A 19,510-nucleotide genomic window follows, 5' to 3' on the forward strand; every position below is an offset into this window, starting at 1 on the left:
ATATTTCCTGAACAACCTATTCACCCATTGCAGCCATAACTGCCGCAGACAAACGCTTATAAGTGCCATTTTGAAGTCTCTCTCTAATACTTTCAAATGCAGCAAGAGTTTCATTTACATCATCCAACGTGTGCGTTGCAGTTGGTATTAAACGCAATAAAATAAGTCCTTTAGGAATAACAGGGTATACCACTATTGAACAAAAGATTCCATAGTTTTCACGTAAATCTTTTACTAATGCCATAGCTTCAGGGATACTACCTTTTAAATAAACTGGTGTCACACAGCTTTGTGTAGTACCAATGTCAAACCCTCTTTCTTTTAATCCAGTTTGCAGAGCATTAACATTTTCCCATAACTTATTTTTAAGCTCAGGCATAGTTTTAAGCATTTCTAAACGCTTTAATGCACCAACTACTAATTGCATTTGTAGTGATTTAGCAAACATTTGAGAACGTAAATTATACTTTAAATAATCTATTATTTCTTGATCACCTGCAATAAAAGCACCTGTACTAGCTAAAGATTTAGCAAAAGTTGCAAAGTACACATCTATATCATCTTGAACCCCTTGCTCTTCACCAGCTCCTGCTCCCGTAGCTCCTAAGGTACCAAAACCATGAGCATCATCAACAAATAATCTGAAATTGAATTTTTTCTTTAATGCAGCAATTTCTTTTAAGCGCCCCTGCTCTCCTCTCATACCAAAAACACCTTCAGAGATAACTAAAATACCTCCTCCTGTTTGTTCTGCCATTTTCGTTGCACGCTCTAAATTCTTTTCTAAACTTTTAACATCATTATGCTTATACGTAAAACGTTTACCCATATGTAAACGAACACCATCAATAATACAAGCATGTGCATCAACATCATAAACAATAATATCATCTTTAGCTACAAGAGCATCAATGGTAGACACCATGCCTTGGTAACCAAAATTTAAAAGGTAAGCCGCTTCTTTATTAACAAAAGAAGCCAATTCATCTTGAAGCTTTTCATGCAAATCTGTATGACCAGACATCATTCTAGCTCCCATAGGGTAAGCAGAACCATACTGAGCAGCGGCTTCAGCATCAACTTTTCTCACCTCTGGATGATTTGCTAATCCTAAATAATCATTAATACTCCAAGTAATAACTTCCTTTCCTTGAAATTTCATTCTATTTGAAATTTCCCCCTCTAATTTAGGAAATACAAAATAACCTTCTGCCTGAGATGCCCATTTTCCTAATGGCCCCTTATCTTTATAAATTTTTTCAAATAAATCTTTCATTTATTACAAGTCTTACGCTATTAAATTTAAGATGAAACTAAATAAGGAAGTGCATTAATAAATTAGCCAAATAATGAATTATTTAGACAGAATTCTTAAAAAGATAGTCCTTAGTTAGTACTGCAAAATTAATTATTTAAATGATTTGAACATAATTTTTAGTGGTCAATTATTAAAAATAAAAAAAGAGATTAAATTTTGTTATCAACAAAAACTAATCTCTTCCTTTTAATTAACAGTATTTCTATTTTATGTATTGAACTTTTTCTGCTGATTCTTCATGAATACTATCGAAAAAGCCTTGATCATTCATCCATTTATCACTGTAAACTTTACTCATATACCTAGAACCATGATCTGGAAATAAGACAATTACCTTATCTCCTTTTTTAAATTCTCCCGCTTCATCTAACTGTTTTAACGCTTGAACTGCCGCCCCTGAGGTATACCCTACAAACATACCTTCAGTTTTTGCAATTTGTCTAGCTGTATGCGCACTATCCTCATCAGTAACCTTTATAAATTCATCAATTACATCAAAATCTGTCGCAGCAGGAATTAAATTTTTCCCTAAACCTTCTATTCTATAAGGGTATATTTCCTTTTCGTCAAACTCTCTGGTTTCGTGATATTTTTTTATAACCGAACCAAATGCATCAACTCCAATAACTTTAATATTTGGATTTTGCTCTTTTAAGTATTTAGCAGTTCCAGATATTGTTCCACCCGTACCACTACAAGCCACTAAATGGGTTAATTTACCTTCAGTTTGATTCCATATTTCTGGACCAGTTGTATGATAATGAGCATCAATATTAAGTTGATTAAAGTACTGATTTATATATACAGAACCTTTTCGTTCTGCATGTAGACGTTTAGCAACTTCGTAATAAGACCTAGGATCATCAGCACTTACATGAGCAGGACACACAAAAACCTTAGCCCCCATAGTTTTAAGCATATCTATTTTATCAGGTGATGACTTGGAGCTAACAGCTAAAACGCAATTGTATCCTTTTATAATACTAACCATTGCTAAACTAAACCCAGTATTACCTGAGGTAGTTTCAATAATAGTATCTCCTGGTCTTAAAATGCCTTTTTTTTCGGCTTGTTCTATAATATGAAGTGCAATTCTATCTTTTGAAGATTGTCCTGGATTAAAGGATTCTATTTTCGCAAAAAAATCACCTTTAAATTTTGAGGTTATTTTGTTTAGCTTAACAAGCGGTGTATTGCCTATTAAATCTAATAAACTATTATAAACCTTATTTTCTTGTTTCATTAAATGAATTTTATAAGTCTCATACCTATTATAAAAATGTGACTTAAAACCTGACAAAAATAAGATATTTTTTTTTATTATGCGCTAATACCTTCTAAATCTAGCAAAAATACATATTCAAGAGCAATTTCTTTTAAACTCTCAAATCTTCCAGAGGCACCGCCATGACCAGAATCCATATCAGTATATAACAATAACCTGTTTGAATCTGTTTTAAGTTCCCTTAATTTAGCCACCCATTTAGCAGGTTCCCAATACTGCACTTGTGAATCATGTAAACCAGTTGTAACCAACATATGAGGATATTTTTTATCTTCAACATTGTCATAAGGTGAATATGATTTCATGTAATCATAATACTCTTTTTTGTTAGGGTTGCCCCATTCATCATATTCACCAGTAGTTAAAGGTATGGTATCATCTAGCATAGTAGTAACAACATCAACAAAAGGAACAGCTGCCAAAATTCCGTTATAAAGTTCAGGATTCATATTTATTATAGCACCCATAAGTAAGCCACCAGCAGACCCTCCATATGCGTATAAATGCTTATTTGAAGTATACTTTTCCTCTATCAAAAATTTGGAACAATCAATAAAATCTGTAAATGTGTTCTTCTTGCTCAACAACTTGCCTGATTCATACCAATTTCTTCCTAAATACTCGCTACCTCTAATATGAGCAATAGCGTATATAAATCCTCGATCTAATAAACTTAATCTAATTGCTGAAAATGAAGGGTCTGTAGTTGAGCCATATGAACCATAAGCATATTGCAACAATGGATTAGAACCGTTTAGTTTTACTCCTTTTCTATAAACTAATGAAATTGGCACTTTAACACCATCTCTTGCAGTAGCCCAGACACGAGTTGATTTGTAATTGTCTTTATTGAATTTACCTCCTAAAACCTCTTGTTCTTTTTTCACCTCACGCTGTTTAGTTTCAAAATTATAATCAATTACAGAGTTAGGTGTTATTAATGAATTATATATATATCGTAAAGTATTACTATTAAAATCTGGATTATTACCTATATAAATGGTATAGGTTTCTGAAGGGATTGATAAATAATAATCTACGTTTCCATCCCAACTAATAATTCTAAGTCTATTTAATCCATTTTCACGCTCATTAACAACCAAATAATCTTTAAACAATTCAATATCTTCAAGTAAAACATCTTCTCGATGCGGAATAACTTCTTCCCAATTATCAATAGAGGTTTCATACTCATTAGTCTTCAATAATTTGAAGTTAGTAGCTCCATTGGCATTTGTTACAACATAAAAGCAACCATTATAGTGAGCTATATTATATTCTAAGTTTGATTGGCGTTTCTGGAACAATCTAAATTCACCTCTAGGGTTATCTGATTTTAGTACTCGATATTCTGTTGACAATGTACTTGAAGACCCAATAATTACGTATTTTCTTGATTTAGATTTATAAACAAAAGTATGGTATGCTTCATCTTTTTCATGAAAAACCAAATCATCATCATTTATTTCAGAACCTAATTTATGTCTATAAACTTTATGAGATCGCAGCGTGACCTTATCCTTCATAGCATAAAATAAAGTTTCGTTATCATTAGCCCAGGTAATACTACCTGTTGTATTAATTATTTTATCATCTAAAATCTCACCTGTCTCTAAGTTTTTAACCTGAATAGTAAATTGACGCCTACTAACTATATCTGTAGAAAAAGCTGCCAATTTATTATCAGTACTTATGGCTATACCTCCTAATTTGAAATAATTATGATTTTTAGCCATCTCATTACAATCAAACAACACTTCTTCTTTTGCATCTAAGGATTCCTTTTTTCTAGTATAAATAGGATAATCCTTTCCTTTTTCAAACTTAGTAAAATACCAATACCCATTTAACTTATAGGGCACCGATGTATCTTCTTCCTTTATTCTAGATTTCATCTCTTCAAACAGGTCATTTTGAAAAGACTCAGTATGATTCATAACCTGTTTAGTATATTTGTTTTCAGCTTTTAAATAATTAATAACCTCAGGATTTTCTCTATCATTCAACCAATAATAGTTATCAATTCTTACATCATCGTGAATACTTAACTCTTTAGGCTTTTTGTGGGCAACAGGTGCTTCTATTTTATCTACCAATTTAAATGTATTTAATTCTTTAAATTTTAGTCTTCAAATTAATGGTCAAAAATATAAAAATTAAATAATTTTGTATTTACAAAAAACACTTAAGATAATGTTTGGAGATATGATGAATATGATGGGTAAACTTAAAGAAACCCAGAAAAAAGTTGAGGAAACAAAAAAACGTTTAAATACTGTTTTAATTGATGAGCATAGTTCTGATAAAAAAATCAGCATAACTATTACCGCCAATAGAGAAATTAAATCTATTGCTATTAATGATGAATTACTTGAAGACAAGGAACAGCTTGAGGATTACTTGGTGCTAACTTTAAACAGAGCAATTGAAAAAGCCACTAAAATAAATGAAGCTGAATTAGCTTCAGCTGCAAAAGAAGGATTACCTAATATTCCGGGTATGGATATGTTTAAGTAGTATGTTACTTGTTAATGAAATCTGTTTCTTTTAAAATTTGCAACAATTTTTTGTGCATTTTATTAGTATAACCTAAATGAGTAACCATTCTTAACTTGTTGCTTCCCATACCAATAATAAGAACGTCTTTCTCTTTTAGTTTTTGAATAAAAACATTTTCATTTACACCGTTATTCAAATCAAAAATCACAATATTAGTTTCAATTGGCTGAACAGTTTTAACGATTGAAAGTTGAGATAAAGTATACCCTATTTCTTTAGCTTTATGATGGTCTTCAGCTAATCGCTCAATATTATTATCTAAACCATAAAGTCCTGCCGCAGCTAAATAGCCTGCCTGACGCATATTGCCACCAAAAACTTTTCTTATTCTTATAGCCTTTTGCATGATGTCTTCATCTCCAACAAGCACCGACCCAACTGGACATCCCAAACCTTTACTTAAACAAACTGATATGGTATCAAAAATTTCACCATATTGTTTTGTAGTTTCTCCTGTGACAACCAATGCATTCCATAATCTTGCACCGTCTAAGTGATAGCCCAAATTGTTGACTTCACAAACCTTTCTAATCTTATTTAACTCATTAAAATCCCAACAAGCCCCACCGCCCTTATTGGTAGTGTTTTCTAAAGCAACTGCACTTGATGGTGCGTACCAATAATCAGAAGGATTTATAGCTTCCTCAACTTGTTTAGCGGTAAACATTCCTCTTTCACCGTCTAATAATTTACAAGAAACACCGCTATTAAATGCTACACCTCCAGATTCGTAATTGTAAATATGCGCGTATTTATCGCAAATAACTTGTTCACCTTGGTTAGTATGTAACTTTAAAGCTGTTTGGTTTGCCATAGTTCCACTAGGAAAAAATAATGCCCTCGATTTTCCAAACATTTCTGCAACACGTTGCTCTAATTCTTTTACTGTAGGGTCTTCTCCAAAGACATCATCACCAACTTTGGCTCGCATCATAGCGTCTAGCATTTTTGCAGAAGGTTTTGTAACAGTATCGCTTCTTAGGTCTATTTTCATTTCGAAAAAATTAATGCTTAAAGCTAAAAAAATATCCGAAGTTATTTTTGCAAATCACTATTAATTCTATTTTTGTTTAAAACAAATTATTCTATGATAACATCAGATCAAATTAAAGATCTTAAAATCCGCCTAGACAAACTTAGGCACTATCTTTGACGTAGATAGAAAACTTATTGAAATACAAAACGAAGAAGAAAAAACCTTCGACCCCAACTTTTGGGATGACCCTAAAAAAGCCGAAGTTATAATGAAATCACTCAGAGTTAAAAAAAAATGGGTGGAAGATTATAACACATTGAAATCTCAAATAGAAGATATAGAAGTACTTTACGAATTTTATAAAGAGGGTGATGCAGAAGCCGAGGATGTTGTAAAACAGTACGATATAACTTCTACCTTTTTAGAAGATACCGAATTTAAAAATATGCTTTCAGAGGAAGGTGATAGCCTTAGTGCAGTACTTCAAATTACAGCAGGTGCTGGTGGTACAGAAAGCTGTGATTGGGCAAGTATGCTGATGCGAATGTATTTAATGTATGCTGAAAAAGGAGGTTATAAAGTAAAAGAATTAAACTATCAAGAAGGGGATGTAGCTGGTATTAAAACAGTTACAATAGAAATTGAGGGCGACTTTGCCTTTGGTTGGTTAAAAGGTGAAAATGGAGTTCATAGATTGGTAAGAATTTCTCCTTTTGACAGCAATGCCAAAAGACACACAAGTTTTGCTTCGGTTTATGTTTACCCCCTTGTTGATGATTCTATTGAAATTGAAATTAACCCGGCAGATATTGAAATTACAACAGCCAGATCTAGTGGTGCTGGAGGACAAAATGTAAATAAGGTTGAAACCAAAGTTCAATTATTACATAAACCAACAGGTATTCAAATTCAATGTTCTGAAACACGTTCTCAGCATGACAATAGAGACAGGGCAATGCAAATGTTACGTTCACAATTATATGAGATTGAACTTGAAAAACAACGTGCTCAAAGAGATGATATTGAAGCTAGTAAAATGAAAATTGAATGGGGTAGCCAAATTAGAAACTACGTTTTGCACCCTTATAAATTAGTGAAAGACGTAAGAACATCACATGAAACAGGTAACGTAGACGCTGTACTGAATGGAGAAATAAACAGCTTTTTAAAATCCTATTTAATGACCATGGGGCAAAAACAAGAAGACACGGAACAATTATAATATGAGCAAAATAGATACTTTTATTTTCGACCTTGGAGGGGTTTTAATAGACTGGCAACCAGAATTTGTTTATTTAGATGAATTTAAAGGAGACAGAGAAAAAATGCAATGGTTTTTTGATAATATCTGTACCAGTGACTGGAATGAAAATCAAGATGCTGGATACCCTATGGCCAAAGCCACAGAAGAACGTGTTGCTCTATTCCCTGAACATGAAAGCCTAATTAGAATGTTCTACGGAAGATGGGTAGAAATGTTAGGTGACGAAATTTCTGGAACCGTTGATATTTTAAAAAAACTGATAGATTCAAAAGAGTACAAAGTAGTTGCATTAACCAATTGGAGTGCCGAAACCTTCCCTATTGCTTTAGATAAGTTTGAGTTTTTACATTGGTTTGAAGGCATTATAGTTTCAGGAGAAGAAAAAACAAGAAAACCTTTTGATGAGATTTATCATTTAACCTTAAACAGGTTCAATATAAAAGCTAAAAACGCCATATTTATTGACGACAACGCTAGAAATATTGAAGCAGCAAATAACTTAGGAATTAACGGTATTAGGTTTAATAATCCGGAACAATTAATTGAAGATTTAAAAACACACAATATCCATTTATAATGATTAAAATATATCACAACAATCGCTGTAGCAAATCGCGTTTAGGTTTAGCAGCTTTAGAAGAAGCTGGTAAAGATTTTGAAATTATAAAATATTTAGAAAATATTCCTTCAAAAGAAGAATTACAAGAAATTATTAATCTTTTGGGAATAAAACCTATTGAGCTTATTAGAAAAAACGAAGCCATTTGGAAGCAAAACTATAAAGGAAAGGATTTAAGTGAATCTGAAATTATAACTGCTATGATAGAAAACCCTAAATTAATTGAAAGACCAATTGTTATAAATGGTGACAGAGCAGTTATTGGAAGACCTACCGAAAAAATATTTGATATTATTTCGTAAACTTTATTGCTTTATCTTATCTCAAATTCATAATACCTCATAGACGTTATTTTTGTAATTATGAGTTTTTTAACATTTATAAATTCTATTAACAGAACTTTAACCATTTCCCACTAAACCTTAGGTTACTTTTGCGGTCTATTACATTAAAGCTATTTAATGAAAACACTCCTAACAACCTATTTTATTGTAATTACGTCCGTATTTACAGCAACTGCACAACCTCAATCTAAAGAAAACTCTAAAACAGATTTTTCTGTAGAAAAAGAAGTTTCAATAACAGGAAAAGTTATTGATAAAGAAACCAAAGACCCACTTGAATATGCCACAATTTCTTTTTACAGTAAAAAAGAAGCAAAAATAATTACTGGCGGCATAACTGATATCGAAGGTAATTTCAGCATACCCGTTCCACAAGGGGTTTATGATATTTCGATTGAATATATATCATTTAAAACACTAAAATTCTATGACAAAAAGTTATTGAAGGCAGAAAATTTAGGTGTTTTTGAATTAGAAATTGATGTAGAGTCTTTAGGTGAAGTAGAAATTATTGCCGAACGAACTACTGTTGAATTAAAACTCGACAAAAAAATATATAATGTTGGTAAAGACTTAACGGTAAGAGGTGGTACTGTAAGTGATGTTTTAGATAATGTTCCTTCTGTTTCGGTAGATGTTGAAGGTAATGTAGCCTTACGAGGTAACGATAATGTTAGAATTTTAATTAACGGTAAACCATCTGGGTTAGTAGGTCTAAACTCTACTGATGCTTTAAGGCAACTGCCAGCAGAGGCCATTGAAAAGGTTGAAATTATCACCTCTCCATCAGCACGTTATGACGCCGAAGGTACTGCTGGAATATTAAATATTATCCTAAGAAGAAGTAAACTACAAGGGTTAAATGGTGCTATTACTACAAATGTAGGCTACCCCACTTCTGCAGGTATTTCTGGAAATATAAATTATAGAACTGGTGATATAAATATTTTTAACACTTCGGGATATAGCTATAGGGAATCACCGGGAAACGCTCTAACGAAAACTCAATACTACAATGAATTTTTTGATGATGATTTGATGATTGATGTTGATGACCCAGATACATTTTTAAATGAAAAACGAAATTTTGAAAGAGAAAGAAAAGGTTTTACAACAAATACGGGATTAGAGTGGTATATTAATGAGAGTACCTCTTTAACCACATCAATAGTTTATAGAGACAGTGATAACACTTCAAATGCTAGAAATTTAATAACAGAAGTTGATTTAAACAACAATCTATTAAATACTTCCAACCGTATAGAACCGGAATTAGAAGATGATAAAACCATTCAGTATTCAGTTAATTTTGACAAACAATTTAATGGAAATAGTGAGCATAAATTAACTTTTGATTTTCAATACGAAGATGCTAAAGAATCAGAAAAAGCAATAATTAATGAAAACGGTGAGGATACGGAAAGTGTGGCTACCATTGAAAAACAAAATGAAATACTTTTGCAAACAGATTATGTTAAGCCTATAGGAGAACATAGCCAATTTGAATTAGGTTATAGAGGTAATTTTAATGAATTGAATACGGATTATACTCTCGAGTTTAATGAAAATGGTGTTTTTGTTTTAGATACAGGTGTTAGTAATAACCTCATATATAGAGAATATGTTAATGCGGCTTACACCCAGTTTGGGAGTAAAATAAGGGAGAAATTCTCATTTCTTTTAGGGTTACGGATGGAAGATACTAGAATTACCATTGAGCAAATAACTAGTAATGATTTTGAACGAAAAACTTATACACGATTTTTTCCAACTATTAATTTAGCATATGAAATTTCTGAGGATCAAAGTTTTACCTTGGGCTACAACAGAAGAATTAGACGTCCCCGTTCAAGGTACATAAACCCTTTTCCATCAAGAAGTAGTGCCACAAACCTTTTTCAAGGTAACCCAGATATAAACCCAAGCTATTCAAGTTCAATAGATTTGGGTTATCTTAATAGTTTAGGAAATTTAACCTTAAACTCATCAATATATTATAGTCATTCAACTGATGTCTTTACATTTATTTCTGAAGCTACCGGTGATGTAGTAGACGTAAATGGAACAGCAGTCCCTGTAATCAGAAGAACTCCAATTAATTTAGCTACCAATGATAGAATAGGTTTTGAATTTACTTTAACCTATAGACCTACTAAAAAATGGAATTTAAACGGTAATTTTAATTTATTTGATTCTAAAACCAAGGGAGATTACAATGGGATTAGTTATGATGCTGATAATTTAAGTTGGTTTATCCGGTTAAATAATAAATATACATTACCTGGAGACGTTGATTGGCAAACAAGGCTTTTTTATATGGGACCAAGTGAAGATGCTCAAAACTTACGTAAGGGAATGTTTTCAACCGACTTAGCTTTTAGCAAAGATGTATTTAATAACAAAGGTTCTTTAGCTTTTTCAATAAGCGACTTATTTAATAGCAGAAAACGAGTTATGGAATCTACTACAGAATCTTTTAAAAGTGATGCCGAATTTCAGCGAAGAGAACGTAGTTTTAACCTATCTTATACTCACAGGTTTAATCAAAAACATGAACCTAAAAAAGATAGGCGCAATGGTAGTGGTGGCAATGGAGATGATTTTGGTGGTTTTGAAGGTTAAAAAAGGATATTTTTAAAATAAAAAAGGAAGCTAATAATAGCTTCCTTTTTTATTTTTCTATAATATGATAGTTTATTGACGTTTTGCTTTTTTAGCCTCTTTTATTTCTTTCATTCTTTCAATAAATGCACCACCAATCCAATAAGGTATTACAAAAGTTAATAAAAAAATCATTAACCAAAATCCGATTGTTAAAATGGTTAAAAATGCTAAAAATCCTAAATATTGATCAAAATCGAACATAACTGTAAGTATCATTTAAAAATCTTTTGCAAAGATAATGCAAAGCTCTTTGTTATACAATATGATTTTGAATTTTATTAACAGAGTTTTTCACTATTCGCAATTCATATATTTATGCGCTAAAAACTGGCAAAATTCATAGAGGGTAACACTGAAAAAAAGTAACTTTGTATATTATTATTAATAATTAAGACAATGAGTTTCAGAATTGAAAAGGATACTATGGGCGAGGTTAAAGTCCCAGCCGATAAGCTTTGGGGAGCCCAAACAGAAAGATCAAGAAATAACTTTAAAATTGGTCCAGCTGCATCAATGCCATTAGAAGTAGTTTATGGATTTGCTTACTTAAAAAAAGCGGCAGCTTATACTAACTGTGATTTAGGAGTTTTACCTATTGAAAAAAGAGATTTAATCGCTCAAGTCTGTGATGAAATTTTAGAAGGAAAACATGATGATCAATTTCCTCTAGTAATTTGGCAAACAGGTTCAGGCACACAAAGTAACATGAATGTTAATGAAGTAGTTGCTAATAGAGCTCATCAAATAGCTGGTAAAATAATAGGTGAAGGTGAAAAGACTATTCAGCCTAATGATGATGTAAACAAGTCTCAATCATCAAATGATACCTTTCCTACTGGAATGCATATTGCTTCATATAAGAAAATAGTTGAAACTACCATTCCAGGAGTTAGGCAACTTAGAGATACTTTAAAAGAAAAATCCAAAGCCTTTAAAGATGTAGTTAAAATTGGTAGAACACATTTAATGGATGCTACTCCGTTAACCTTGGGTCAGGAAATTTCTGGGTATGTGGCTCAGCTAGATTACGGAATTAAAGCGTTAGAAAACACATTGCCTCACTTAAGTGAATTGGCATTGGGAGGGACTGCTGTAGGTACAGGTTTGAATACTCCTAAAGGGTATGACAAGAGAGTAGCTGAGTTTATTGCAGAATTTACAGGATTACCATTTGTTACTGCACCAAATAAATTTGAAGCTTTGGCTGCTCATGATGCAATGGTTGAAACTCATGGAGCATTAAAACAATTGGCTGTTTCCTTAAACAAAATTGCCAATGATATTAGAATGATGGCCTCTGGACCAAGAAGCGGAATTGGTGAAATTATTATTCCGGCCAACGAACCAGGTAGTTCTATTATGCCAGGAAAAGTAAACCCTACTCAATGTGAAGCCATGACTATGGTTTGTGCACAGGTTATTGGAAATGATGTTACTGTTTCCGTAGGTGGTACTCAGGGTCATTATGAATTAAATGTATTTAAACCTGTTATGGCCGCTAACGTTTTACAATCTGCTCAATTAATTGGTGATGCCTGTGTAAGTTTTGATTTAAATTGTGCTGTTGGCATTGAGCCTAATCATGCAGTTATAAAGGAGTTACTAAATAATTCATTAATGTTAGTAACAGCTCTAAACACCAAAATAGGATATTACAAGGCGGCCGAAATTGCCAATACCGCTCATAAAAATGGTACTACACTAAAAGAAGAAGCCATTAACTTAGGCTATGTAACTGCCAAAGATTATGATGCTTGGGTTAAACCAGAAGACATGGTTGGGAGTTTAAAATAAGTAGTGTAAATAAATTAGAATTAGGTATAAAAAAAACAGGTATTAATTTTACCTGTTTTTTTTTGGTTGGTTAGCTATCAATCCTTTGTAATTTACATTTGCAAAAGGAAATCAATTCAAATATATTATTTAAGAACTTACCAGAGATTAACAAATGTTAATTTGAATCGATTTTTTTTCTAATTCTACTTAATTGTACAGCAGTAATCCCTAAGTATGATGCAATGTGATATTGAGGAATTATTGAATCTACTTCAGGCAATTCTTCCTTTAATGCCAGGTACCTTTGCGTAGCATTAAGAGACATTAACTCAACAAGTCTCTTCTCATAACTCATATAAGCAAATTCTAAAACCTTTGAATGTAAAGTGTTTAGCTTTTGATTTTTTTTACATATTTCCATAAAACTTTTATAGTCTACTTCGTAAAGTTTACATTCAGTCATTGCCTCAAAAGCAAACATTGATGGCTTATTTGTTACCAAACCTGTAAGGGAGGCAAAAAAACCAACTGGGAAATAAAATGTTTTATTAAACTCTTTTCCTGACTCTGTTGTTAAATAACATCTTACAACACCAGAAACTAACATATATATTTTTGTAGGTATCTCTCCTAACCTAACGAGATGTGTTCCAGAATCGACTTTTTTATATTGTGTTATTTTAACAATCTCATGAAAAGTTTCCTCGGAAATATTAACAAATTTGCTTAGGTATTCAAAATTGCGATGCATTAATTAATATGCGTTAGGGGTTATTATTGGTCATGACAAAATAATATCTTTAAAATTTGTTTATCCAATTATTCTATAATTGGCAAATAAACTTGTTTAGCTGTAAAATTTTAAACAAAAAAAGCCTCAAGAAGTTCTTGAGGCTTAAAATAAAGTGTTATTTATAATTTATTTCAATGTAAATTCAGAAGTTGAAACTAAATCTTTTTCATTAAAAACGTTTACCACATAACGTCCTTTTTCAAATTTTTCTTGTCCTCTGGCATCTACAAACTCACAAACATTTAAGTTAGCATTTTCATAGTTAAATTTACTAATAATACTGTAGTTTAAAGTTTTATCCTCAAATATTACTTGTTCATTTAAGCCTAGAGTATTGTTTTTTGGATCAATTACTTGCACGTATAACTCTTGGTCTCCCGCTTGAACCAAATTATTCTTTGCAACTATAAAACAAACTCTAATTTTATCTGCTCTAGTTGCTCTATCAGTAGGAATCAATTTACCTGATGTTCTTTCAATTACACCAAAACCTTTTAGCTCAGCAGTTCCTAATATAGATGCATTTTCTACAACCTCTGCCAAAGCTGTATTTTGAACTAATAAAGAATCAGTAAATAAAGTACGTTCTTCCAATTGCACTCTCGTACTATCTAAAGATGTTGCTAAATAAGAGTTTTCTACTCTTAAAGAATCGTTTTGAGCTAGCAATACATCCATTTCTTTTTGAAGCGAAAGGTATTTTTTCTTGTATCTCCATAAACTTTTCACATTAGTTTCAGAAATTTTTAAAGAATCCATTAAACCCTGAATTCTATCTCTTGCTTCAATTAAACTTTTATTAGCTACTTCATTTTCACCAATAGCTTCATCATATTGTTTAGCCATGGCATCTAAATCATTCATAACCAATTGCTTTTCTTGAGTCAGCTCATTTTGAACCTCTTTACTTGTACTATAAAGATTCATTGAATAAAATCCAACTGCTAAAAATAAAGCTACCGCAATTCCTAACGCTACTTTAAGTCCCTTACTGTTTTTGTTTCCTTCCATAATTACTAGTTTTAATCGTAAACTCTCGTTTACTTACTTTTTTTACTTTAATTTTTTTAATGTTATATATAAATATTGATGTATTTTTATTCAAATTAACTACCCTAATGAACAAAGTCATTTTACTTAACAATTCAACCAAAAATAAGCTTATAAATAAACGTTTAGGTGAATCTAAATTTGGGCAACATGTTAAATTAATAACCAATATTTCTAACATATACGAGGAACTAAAAGTTTTAGATGTTTCCTATGTGATTTTTGGAATACCAGAAGACTTAGGTGTATTTGCTAACCATGGAAAAGTTGGAACAGCTGGAGCTTGGGAAGCTACTCTAAAAGCTTTATTAAATATTCAAAGTAATAAATTCATCAAAGCAAAAGAAGTTTTAATACTGGGACATTTAGATTTTAGTAAAGAAATAGATGAAATTTCAAATTTAAACCTTGCAAAAAAACGGGATTTAAAAAAAGTTAGGGATTTAGTTGCAACTATTGATACGTACGTAACACATTTAGTGCATCAAATTATTGCTGCAGGTAAAAAACCTATTATTATTGGTGGAGGCCATAACAATGCTTATGGTAATATTAAGGGTACTTCATTGGCTTTAAACACACCAATAAATGCGGTTAATTTTGATGCACATTCTGATTTTAGGCCTGAAGAAGGTCGCCATAGTGGTAATGGATTTAGTTACGCTTTCGCGGAAGGGTTTCTGGGCAAATATTTTGTTTTTGGTTTACATGAAAACTATATTTCAGATAAAACGTTAACTACACTTAATAAAGTAAAAGCAGTGAAATATAATACTTTTGAGAGTTTAGAAATACGAAAAGATTTAAAATTTAATTCTGAAATGGAACGTGCTTTAAAGCATATTTCTAAAGATTCTTTTGGTATTGAAATAGATTGTGACGCTATTGAAAATATTTCAAGTAGCGCTATGACACCCAGCGGATTCAGTGTTAATAAAACAAGAAGGTTTATAAACTATTTTGGTCATCATGAAAATGCTAAGTATTTACATGTTTGTGAAGCAATACCTAAGAAGAAAACAAAAAATCAAATTGGTAAACTTATAGCTTACTTAATAACAGATTTTATTAAGGCTTAAATATTTATAGATAAAAACTTATCGAGTTCCAAACAATACTTTGCTTCCCTTTCACAAAGAATACTTAATGTTTCTATAATTAAGGTATTCACTTCTTTATTTTCTGGATAAATAGCATATGCCAGCCTAAACTCTTTATAAGCTTCATTTATTCTACCATCAACCAACCTTTTCTTACCGGTATTCATTAGAAAGTTAAATGCTGTTTGATTTTTATATTTACGGGAAGCTATTTTTTGCTCCGCAAGTTCATTTGAATACTCCATAAAGTCTGTAATAATAGGGCCAAATACTACTAATATTGAACTTAAAACTAAAAGTAATGTTATTAAGCCTATAAGAATATCATTCTTTTTAGGTATACCGTATAATTTAAGAGCTCCAAACTGTTTTGAAAACCTAAAAAATAGTGGAACCTTCTTGCTTTTATAAAGTTTCCTTTTCAGATTTCTTGAATCTCGCTTTCTTCTTATTTCATAATCTAATTCGAGTAAATCAAACATAACAGACTTTAATTATAAGTCTAATTTTACTTAAAGATGTTACGATTTTAAATCAAAGGTTGATTCTAAAACAGCTATTAGACCAACCAATGAATGTTCTTAGAAAGGTAAATTAGGATAAATAAAGAACTTCCTATTGTAAAAGAAATTAAATTATAACCTAATAGATTTTTTTCTTTAACTCCATAAAATTTAAAACTGTTTTTCTTAAAATTCATTATTAACACCAAAGAAGTAATAACTAAAATAAGTATTGTAAAGACTAAATAATCTTCTAAACTTTCGAGATCATGATCTGTAAAAATAAAGCAAAACATAAGATATAAGTAAGAACATATAAATATCCATCCTAATCTTATTCTTAAAAAAACACCCAACAACGGGAAGGTTATCAAAAAAGAGGCATGTAGAGCCCCATAACTGCTTAAAGAAGATATAATTCCAGGATAATCATAATAATCATACCCACCACTATCAAGAAAAATAATAAAGTTCCTAATTCCAATAAAATAGATACAACACGCTATAACAAGTATAATTATATGAACAATATATAGCAGTTTGAACTTCATTAATTCATAAAAAAATAAAATGCAATGAAAAGAACTAAAAAAATAATTATAAACAATAAATAATCTTTAAAATTATCTTTCTGTATTTTTAATTTTATTCTAGCTTTTAATCTCTTTTGTTCTATAGCGCTTAGCTCTGGAAAATCAAATTCTGGTTTATCCCCTGTATGTTTAGACAAGTCTTTACGTTTGTCAAACCTTGTATTAACCGCTTCAATTCTTTCTTTCTGCCTTTGTAAAACAGCCTTAAAGTGATTTCTTGTCCAATACATTTAATTGTTTTCTGCTTTCAAAGAATCAATCTGCTTTTGAAGGTTTTCAATTTTTATTTCTTTTTCAGTTTTAATTAATGCTGAATCAATGGTTTGCTCAATAACATCAATATCCTTATTCTCTTCAACATAATAATACCCAATACCTTCACTAGATCTCCAAGCTTCACTTAATTGTTCATAAACTGTTTTATCCCATTGACTTGGGTGCTTTACATCAATCCAAACCACATCTCTATATTCACTATCAACAAGCGCTAAATCAGGTGTAGCAGAACCATCAAACTTTTCTGCTTCATTCTCTCTAATGGCAGAAATTGTTCCTAAAAAGAACATGCGCTTTCTACCGGCAATATCTTTTATATAAGGTCTAAATTCTACAGGTTTGTTTACAGACCAATCAAACTCTTTTCTTGATTCAATAACTTTTAAAGGCATAGCAGAAACACCTGCATAACCTTGCTTTTTAGATGCATGGTCATAATAATATAGTTTATCTGAGCCATCAGCTGGAATAAAAACACTAAAAGTTAAACTGGTGCGCTCATCACCAACTGGCTCTAATCCAAACCAATGGTACAAACCACTATAAGCATCAGAATCAGTATTTGAAAAGTCAAAATCTGTTACAAAAGGTTGTTGATTCTGATCATCTGGTAAATCAGGAATTTTAACTGCTGTTTCCATATTCCAAGGTAAAGGGTCACTAAAGCCTCCTAAAAACTTTAAAGATTCTGCTTGTAAACGAGATACTTCTTCAGCTAGGGTATTTTGACGTGTTAAATAAGGGTGATTTTCCATTTCATCAGCACTTACATATATGCCTTTTCCTATAAGAATACGCTCTATATAGTCCTCAAAATCATGTTCTCCATTATCAACAACCATAACACCTCCAAACGTTGGATATGGAAAGAAAAAGCCTTTCCATTTTATTAAACTCACAACCTGAACCCATTGCCCTGAATCATCTTTCATATAATAAGTATCACTTGGCTCCATTGTAAACAGCTGCAAGATATTGAAGCGTTGTACTACAGCATTATACGTGTTTCTACTAAACTTTAAAGATTCACCAATTGAAAAGGTAACCGGAATTCTATTTTCACTTGAAAACCTAGGGAATGGGGTTGTACTTGATACAGAAAACACTTCTTCCGTATTATCCGTAATTCCTTGCCAAACATACTTCTCTGTAGGTTGAATAGCCATGGTCCATTTATTCTCATTATCAACCCTAACTAAATGTGGTAATGAGACATCTTTAGTCTCTCCTACACTTTCGTTAGCCATTGAAAAAATGTTACGCAGTGGCTGAATACGTTCGTTTTGTGTTAAGGGTAACTCATTAATTTCAACTCTATTTAAACTATTGAATACATTATAAGTTTTCATGTAATCGTACATTTTAAAATGCCAACCAACAGCATATAAAATTCCATAAAACACTAATAAAACTCCAAGGATTCCCAATCTTCCACCGGTACTTGCTGTTTTTCTAAACTTTCTTAGACCAAAAACCAAGATTAACCCAGATAAAAGAATGACAAAAATGAATTTTCTAACAAACAATAAAGCAGGTTGGTAATCATCTCTTAAAACAAATAAAAGAATGAGAAAAATTAATCCGAAAATAATGGTATTTCGCTTTTGTTTTGAGCCCTTGTTCCAATAAGATTTTATCATAATTATTAATTCTCTCCGTGTTTATTAACATGTTTTATACTAGACACCATAGCTATTATCATTAAAACTGGAGCTAATATTCTTAACCAATTGTCCCAACTCCAAAAATTATCATAATCCATAAAAATAAACTCTATGATAATGAGTATTCCAAAAATTACAATAAGTAGATATCTAACTTTATTTGATATCATTTCAAGTAACCTTTGTCTTTTAAGCGTTCTCTGGCGCTTTTCCCTTCTTTTTGAGAAGCATCTTCTTTTATTTCTTCCTCAGGTTTTACTTCATCATCTTTGGCTTTGATCTCTTCTATAATATCTTTCCCTTTTTCAAGTGTATCTTGAACAATACCACCTAAAGAATCACTTTTTTCTTCAATGACTTTACCAGACTTTAAAACGAAATTTGCTAAATAAGTTCCTATTAAAGTCCCTACAGAAATTGAAGAAAAAGCAGAAATGCCATTATAACTAGTAAATATTTCAAATGGGGATACAAACTGAACAATCAGACCTATCAATAAATAGAAGCCAACCACATAAACCAGTCTAGGCAAAAAAGCCTGTTTATAAACAAAGCCCTTTTTATTATCTGGTTTCATTTGTAATTCTTTGCTATTGAAAACCTTATTAACAAATTTGTATAATTTATTTCCTTGAGATTCTCTCCAGTAAATAAAAACCCCAAATAATATAGCTGCAATAAAAATTACTAAATCTAGTCCCATAGTCTCTAATTTACTTTATATAG

19 protein-coding genes are annotated in these 19,510 nt (G+C 31.3%); 7 read left to right on the forward strand and 12 right to left on the reverse strand.

All coding sequences use genetic code 11. From position 1 onward, the window contains the following. Nucleotides 1–16: 16 nt before the first annotated feature. The 3 genes from N1F78_RS14720 to N1F78_RS14730 all read right to left on the reverse strand — a co-directional run bounded on the left by N1F78_RS14720 (nucleotide 17) and on the right by N1F78_RS14730 (nucleotide 4,699). The gene (locus N1F78_RS14720) at nucleotides 17–1,276 is read right to left on the reverse strand and encodes an aminotransferase class I/II-fold pyridoxal phosphate-dependent enzyme (RefSeq protein WP_406683933.1); all 1,260 of its coding nucleotides are present in this window, start codon (nucleotides 1,274–1,276) and stop codon (nucleotides 17–19) included. A 244-nt stretch (nucleotides 1,277–1,520) separates the two neighbouring features. After that, a complete protein-coding gene (locus N1F78_RS14725) occupies nucleotides 1,521–2,561 on the reverse strand; it encodes a PLP-dependent cysteine synthase family protein (RefSeq protein WP_406683934.1) in 1,041 nt (346 codons plus the stop codon). A 77-nt stretch (nucleotides 2,562–2,638) separates the two neighbouring features. Further along, complete coding sequence (locus N1F78_RS14730; RefSeq protein WP_406683935.1) at nucleotides 2,639–4,699, reverse strand: S9 family peptidase; 2,061 nt, start codon at nucleotides 4,697–4,699, stop codon at nucleotides 2,639–2,641. 97 nt (nucleotides 4,700–4,796) lie between these two features. Here N1F78_RS14730 and N1F78_RS14735 point away from each other — a divergent pair, with 97 nt between their 5' ends. Further along, the gene (locus N1F78_RS14735) at nucleotides 4,797–5,120 is read left to right on the forward strand and encodes a YbaB/EbfC family nucleoid-associated protein (protein WP_406685692.1); all 324 of its coding nucleotides are present in this window, start codon (nucleotides 4,797–4,799) and stop codon (nucleotides 5,118–5,120) included. 4 nt (nucleotides 5,121–5,124) lie between these two features. Here N1F78_RS14735 and N1F78_RS14740 read toward each other — a convergent pair whose 3' ends face one another. Then, entirely contained in the window at nucleotides 5,125–6,156 is a 1,032-nt protein-coding gene (locus N1F78_RS14740) for a threonine aldolase family protein (RefSeq protein ID WP_406683936.1), read from the reverse strand. Between the two features lie 93 nt (nucleotides 6,157–6,249). Here N1F78_RS14740 and prfB point away from each other — a divergent pair. The 4 genes from prfB to N1F78_RS14760 all read left to right on the forward strand — a co-directional run bounded on the left by prfB (nucleotide 6,250) and on the right by N1F78_RS14760 (nucleotide 10,987). Beyond that, a protein-coding gene (prfB, locus tag N1F78_RS14745; protein WP_406683937.1) for a peptide chain release factor 2 occupies nucleotides 6,250–7,360 on the forward strand; the annotation gives its coding sequence in 2 pieces (ribosomal slippage) (nucleotides 6,250–6,312 and nucleotides 6,314–7,360; 1,110 coding nt in all). A gap of 1 nt (nucleotide 7,361) precedes the next feature. After that, entirely contained in the window at nucleotides 7,362–7,979 is a 618-nt protein-coding gene (locus N1F78_RS14750; protein ID WP_406683938.1) for an HAD family hydrolase, read from the forward strand. Further along, a complete protein-coding gene (gene arsC, locus N1F78_RS14755; RefSeq protein ID WP_406683939.1) occupies nucleotides 7,979–8,323 on the forward strand; it encodes an arsenate reductase (glutaredoxin) in 345 nt (114 codons plus the stop codon). The genes N1F78_RS14750 and arsC overlap by 1 nt, the downstream gene beginning before the upstream one ends. Before the next feature lie 159 nt (nucleotides 8,324–8,482). Next, the gene (locus N1F78_RS14760; protein ID WP_406683940.1) at nucleotides 8,483–10,987 is read left to right on the forward strand and encodes a TonB-dependent receptor domain-containing protein; all 2,505 of its coding nucleotides are present in this window, start codon (nucleotides 8,483–8,485) and stop codon (nucleotides 10,985–10,987) included. A 72-nt stretch (nucleotides 10,988–11,059) separates the two neighbouring features. Here the strand turns inward: N1F78_RS14760 and N1F78_RS14765 are convergent, their stop codons facing one another. Continuing rightward, complete coding sequence (locus N1F78_RS14765; RefSeq protein ID WP_406685703.1) at nucleotides 11,060–11,245, reverse strand: hypothetical protein; 186 nt, start codon at nucleotides 11,243–11,245, stop codon at nucleotides 11,060–11,062. Nucleotides 11,246–11,425: 180 nt separating this feature from the next. On the opposite strand from N1F78_RS14765, the gene fumC reads away from it, so the two are divergent. Further along, nucleotides 11,426–12,823, forward strand: a complete 1,398-nt coding sequence (fumC, locus tag N1F78_RS14770) for a class II fumarate hydratase (RefSeq protein ID WP_406683941.1) — start codon at nucleotides 11,426–11,428, stop codon at nucleotides 12,821–12,823. Nucleotides 12,824–12,980: 157 nt separating this feature from the next. Here the strand turns inward: fumC and N1F78_RS14775 are convergent, their stop codons facing one another. Continuing rightward, complete coding sequence (locus N1F78_RS14775) at nucleotides 12,981–13,556, reverse strand: Crp/Fnr family transcriptional regulator (protein WP_406683942.1); 576 nt, start codon at nucleotides 13,554–13,556, stop codon at nucleotides 12,981–12,983. A 168-nt stretch (nucleotides 13,557–13,724) separates the two neighbouring features. Next, nucleotides 13,725–14,609 (reverse strand): chromosome partitioning protein ParA, encoded by an 885-nt coding sequence (locus tag N1F78_RS14780; protein WP_406683943.1) that lies wholly within the window; start codon nucleotides 14,607–14,609, stop codon nucleotides 13,725–13,727. 107 nt (nucleotides 14,610–14,716) lie between these two features. Here N1F78_RS14780 and N1F78_RS14785 point away from each other — a divergent pair, with 107 nt between their 5' ends. Further along, nucleotides 14,717–15,727 (forward strand): formimidoylglutamase, encoded by a 1,011-nt coding sequence (locus N1F78_RS14785; protein WP_406683944.1) that lies wholly within the window; start codon nucleotides 14,717–14,719, stop codon nucleotides 15,725–15,727. On the opposite strand, the gene N1F78_RS14790 is transcribed toward N1F78_RS14785, so the two are convergent. From N1F78_RS14790 to N1F78_RS14810, 5 genes are all read right to left on the reverse strand, one after another. Continuing rightward, nucleotides 15,724–16,230, reverse strand: a complete 507-nt coding sequence (locus N1F78_RS14790; protein WP_406683945.1) for a hypothetical protein — start codon at nucleotides 16,228–16,230, stop codon at nucleotides 15,724–15,726. The two genes, N1F78_RS14785 and N1F78_RS14790, sit on opposite strands and share 4 nt — an antisense overlap. Before the next feature lie 571 nt (nucleotides 16,231–16,801). After that, nucleotides 16,802–17,074, reverse strand: coding sequence for a hypothetical protein (locus N1F78_RS14795; protein ID WP_406683946.1), 273 nt, complete (start codon nucleotides 17,072–17,074; stop codon nucleotides 16,802–16,804). Further along, complete coding sequence (locus N1F78_RS14800; RefSeq protein ID WP_406683947.1) at nucleotides 17,075–18,760, reverse strand: hypothetical protein; 1,686 nt, start codon at nucleotides 18,758–18,760, stop codon at nucleotides 17,075–17,077. A 5-nt stretch (nucleotides 18,761–18,765) separates the two neighbouring features. After that, nucleotides 18,766–18,954, reverse strand: coding sequence for a hypothetical protein (locus tag N1F78_RS14805; RefSeq protein ID WP_406683948.1), 189 nt, complete (start codon nucleotides 18,952–18,954; stop codon nucleotides 18,766–18,768). Then, nucleotides 18,951–19,487 carry a hypothetical protein gene (locus N1F78_RS14810; protein WP_406683949.1) on the reverse strand — a complete coding sequence of 179 codons (537 nt, stop codon included), beginning with the start codon at nucleotides 19,485–19,487 and terminating at the stop codon, nucleotides 18,951–18,953. The genes N1F78_RS14805 and N1F78_RS14810 overlap by 4 nt, the downstream gene beginning before the upstream one ends. Nucleotides 19,488–19,510: the final 23 nt, after the last annotated feature.

Source organism: Seonamhaeicola sp. MEBiC01930 (assembly GCF_045277075.1).
GTDB lineage: Bacteria > Bacteroidota > Bacteroidia > Flavobacteriales > Flavobacteriaceae > Seonamhaeicola.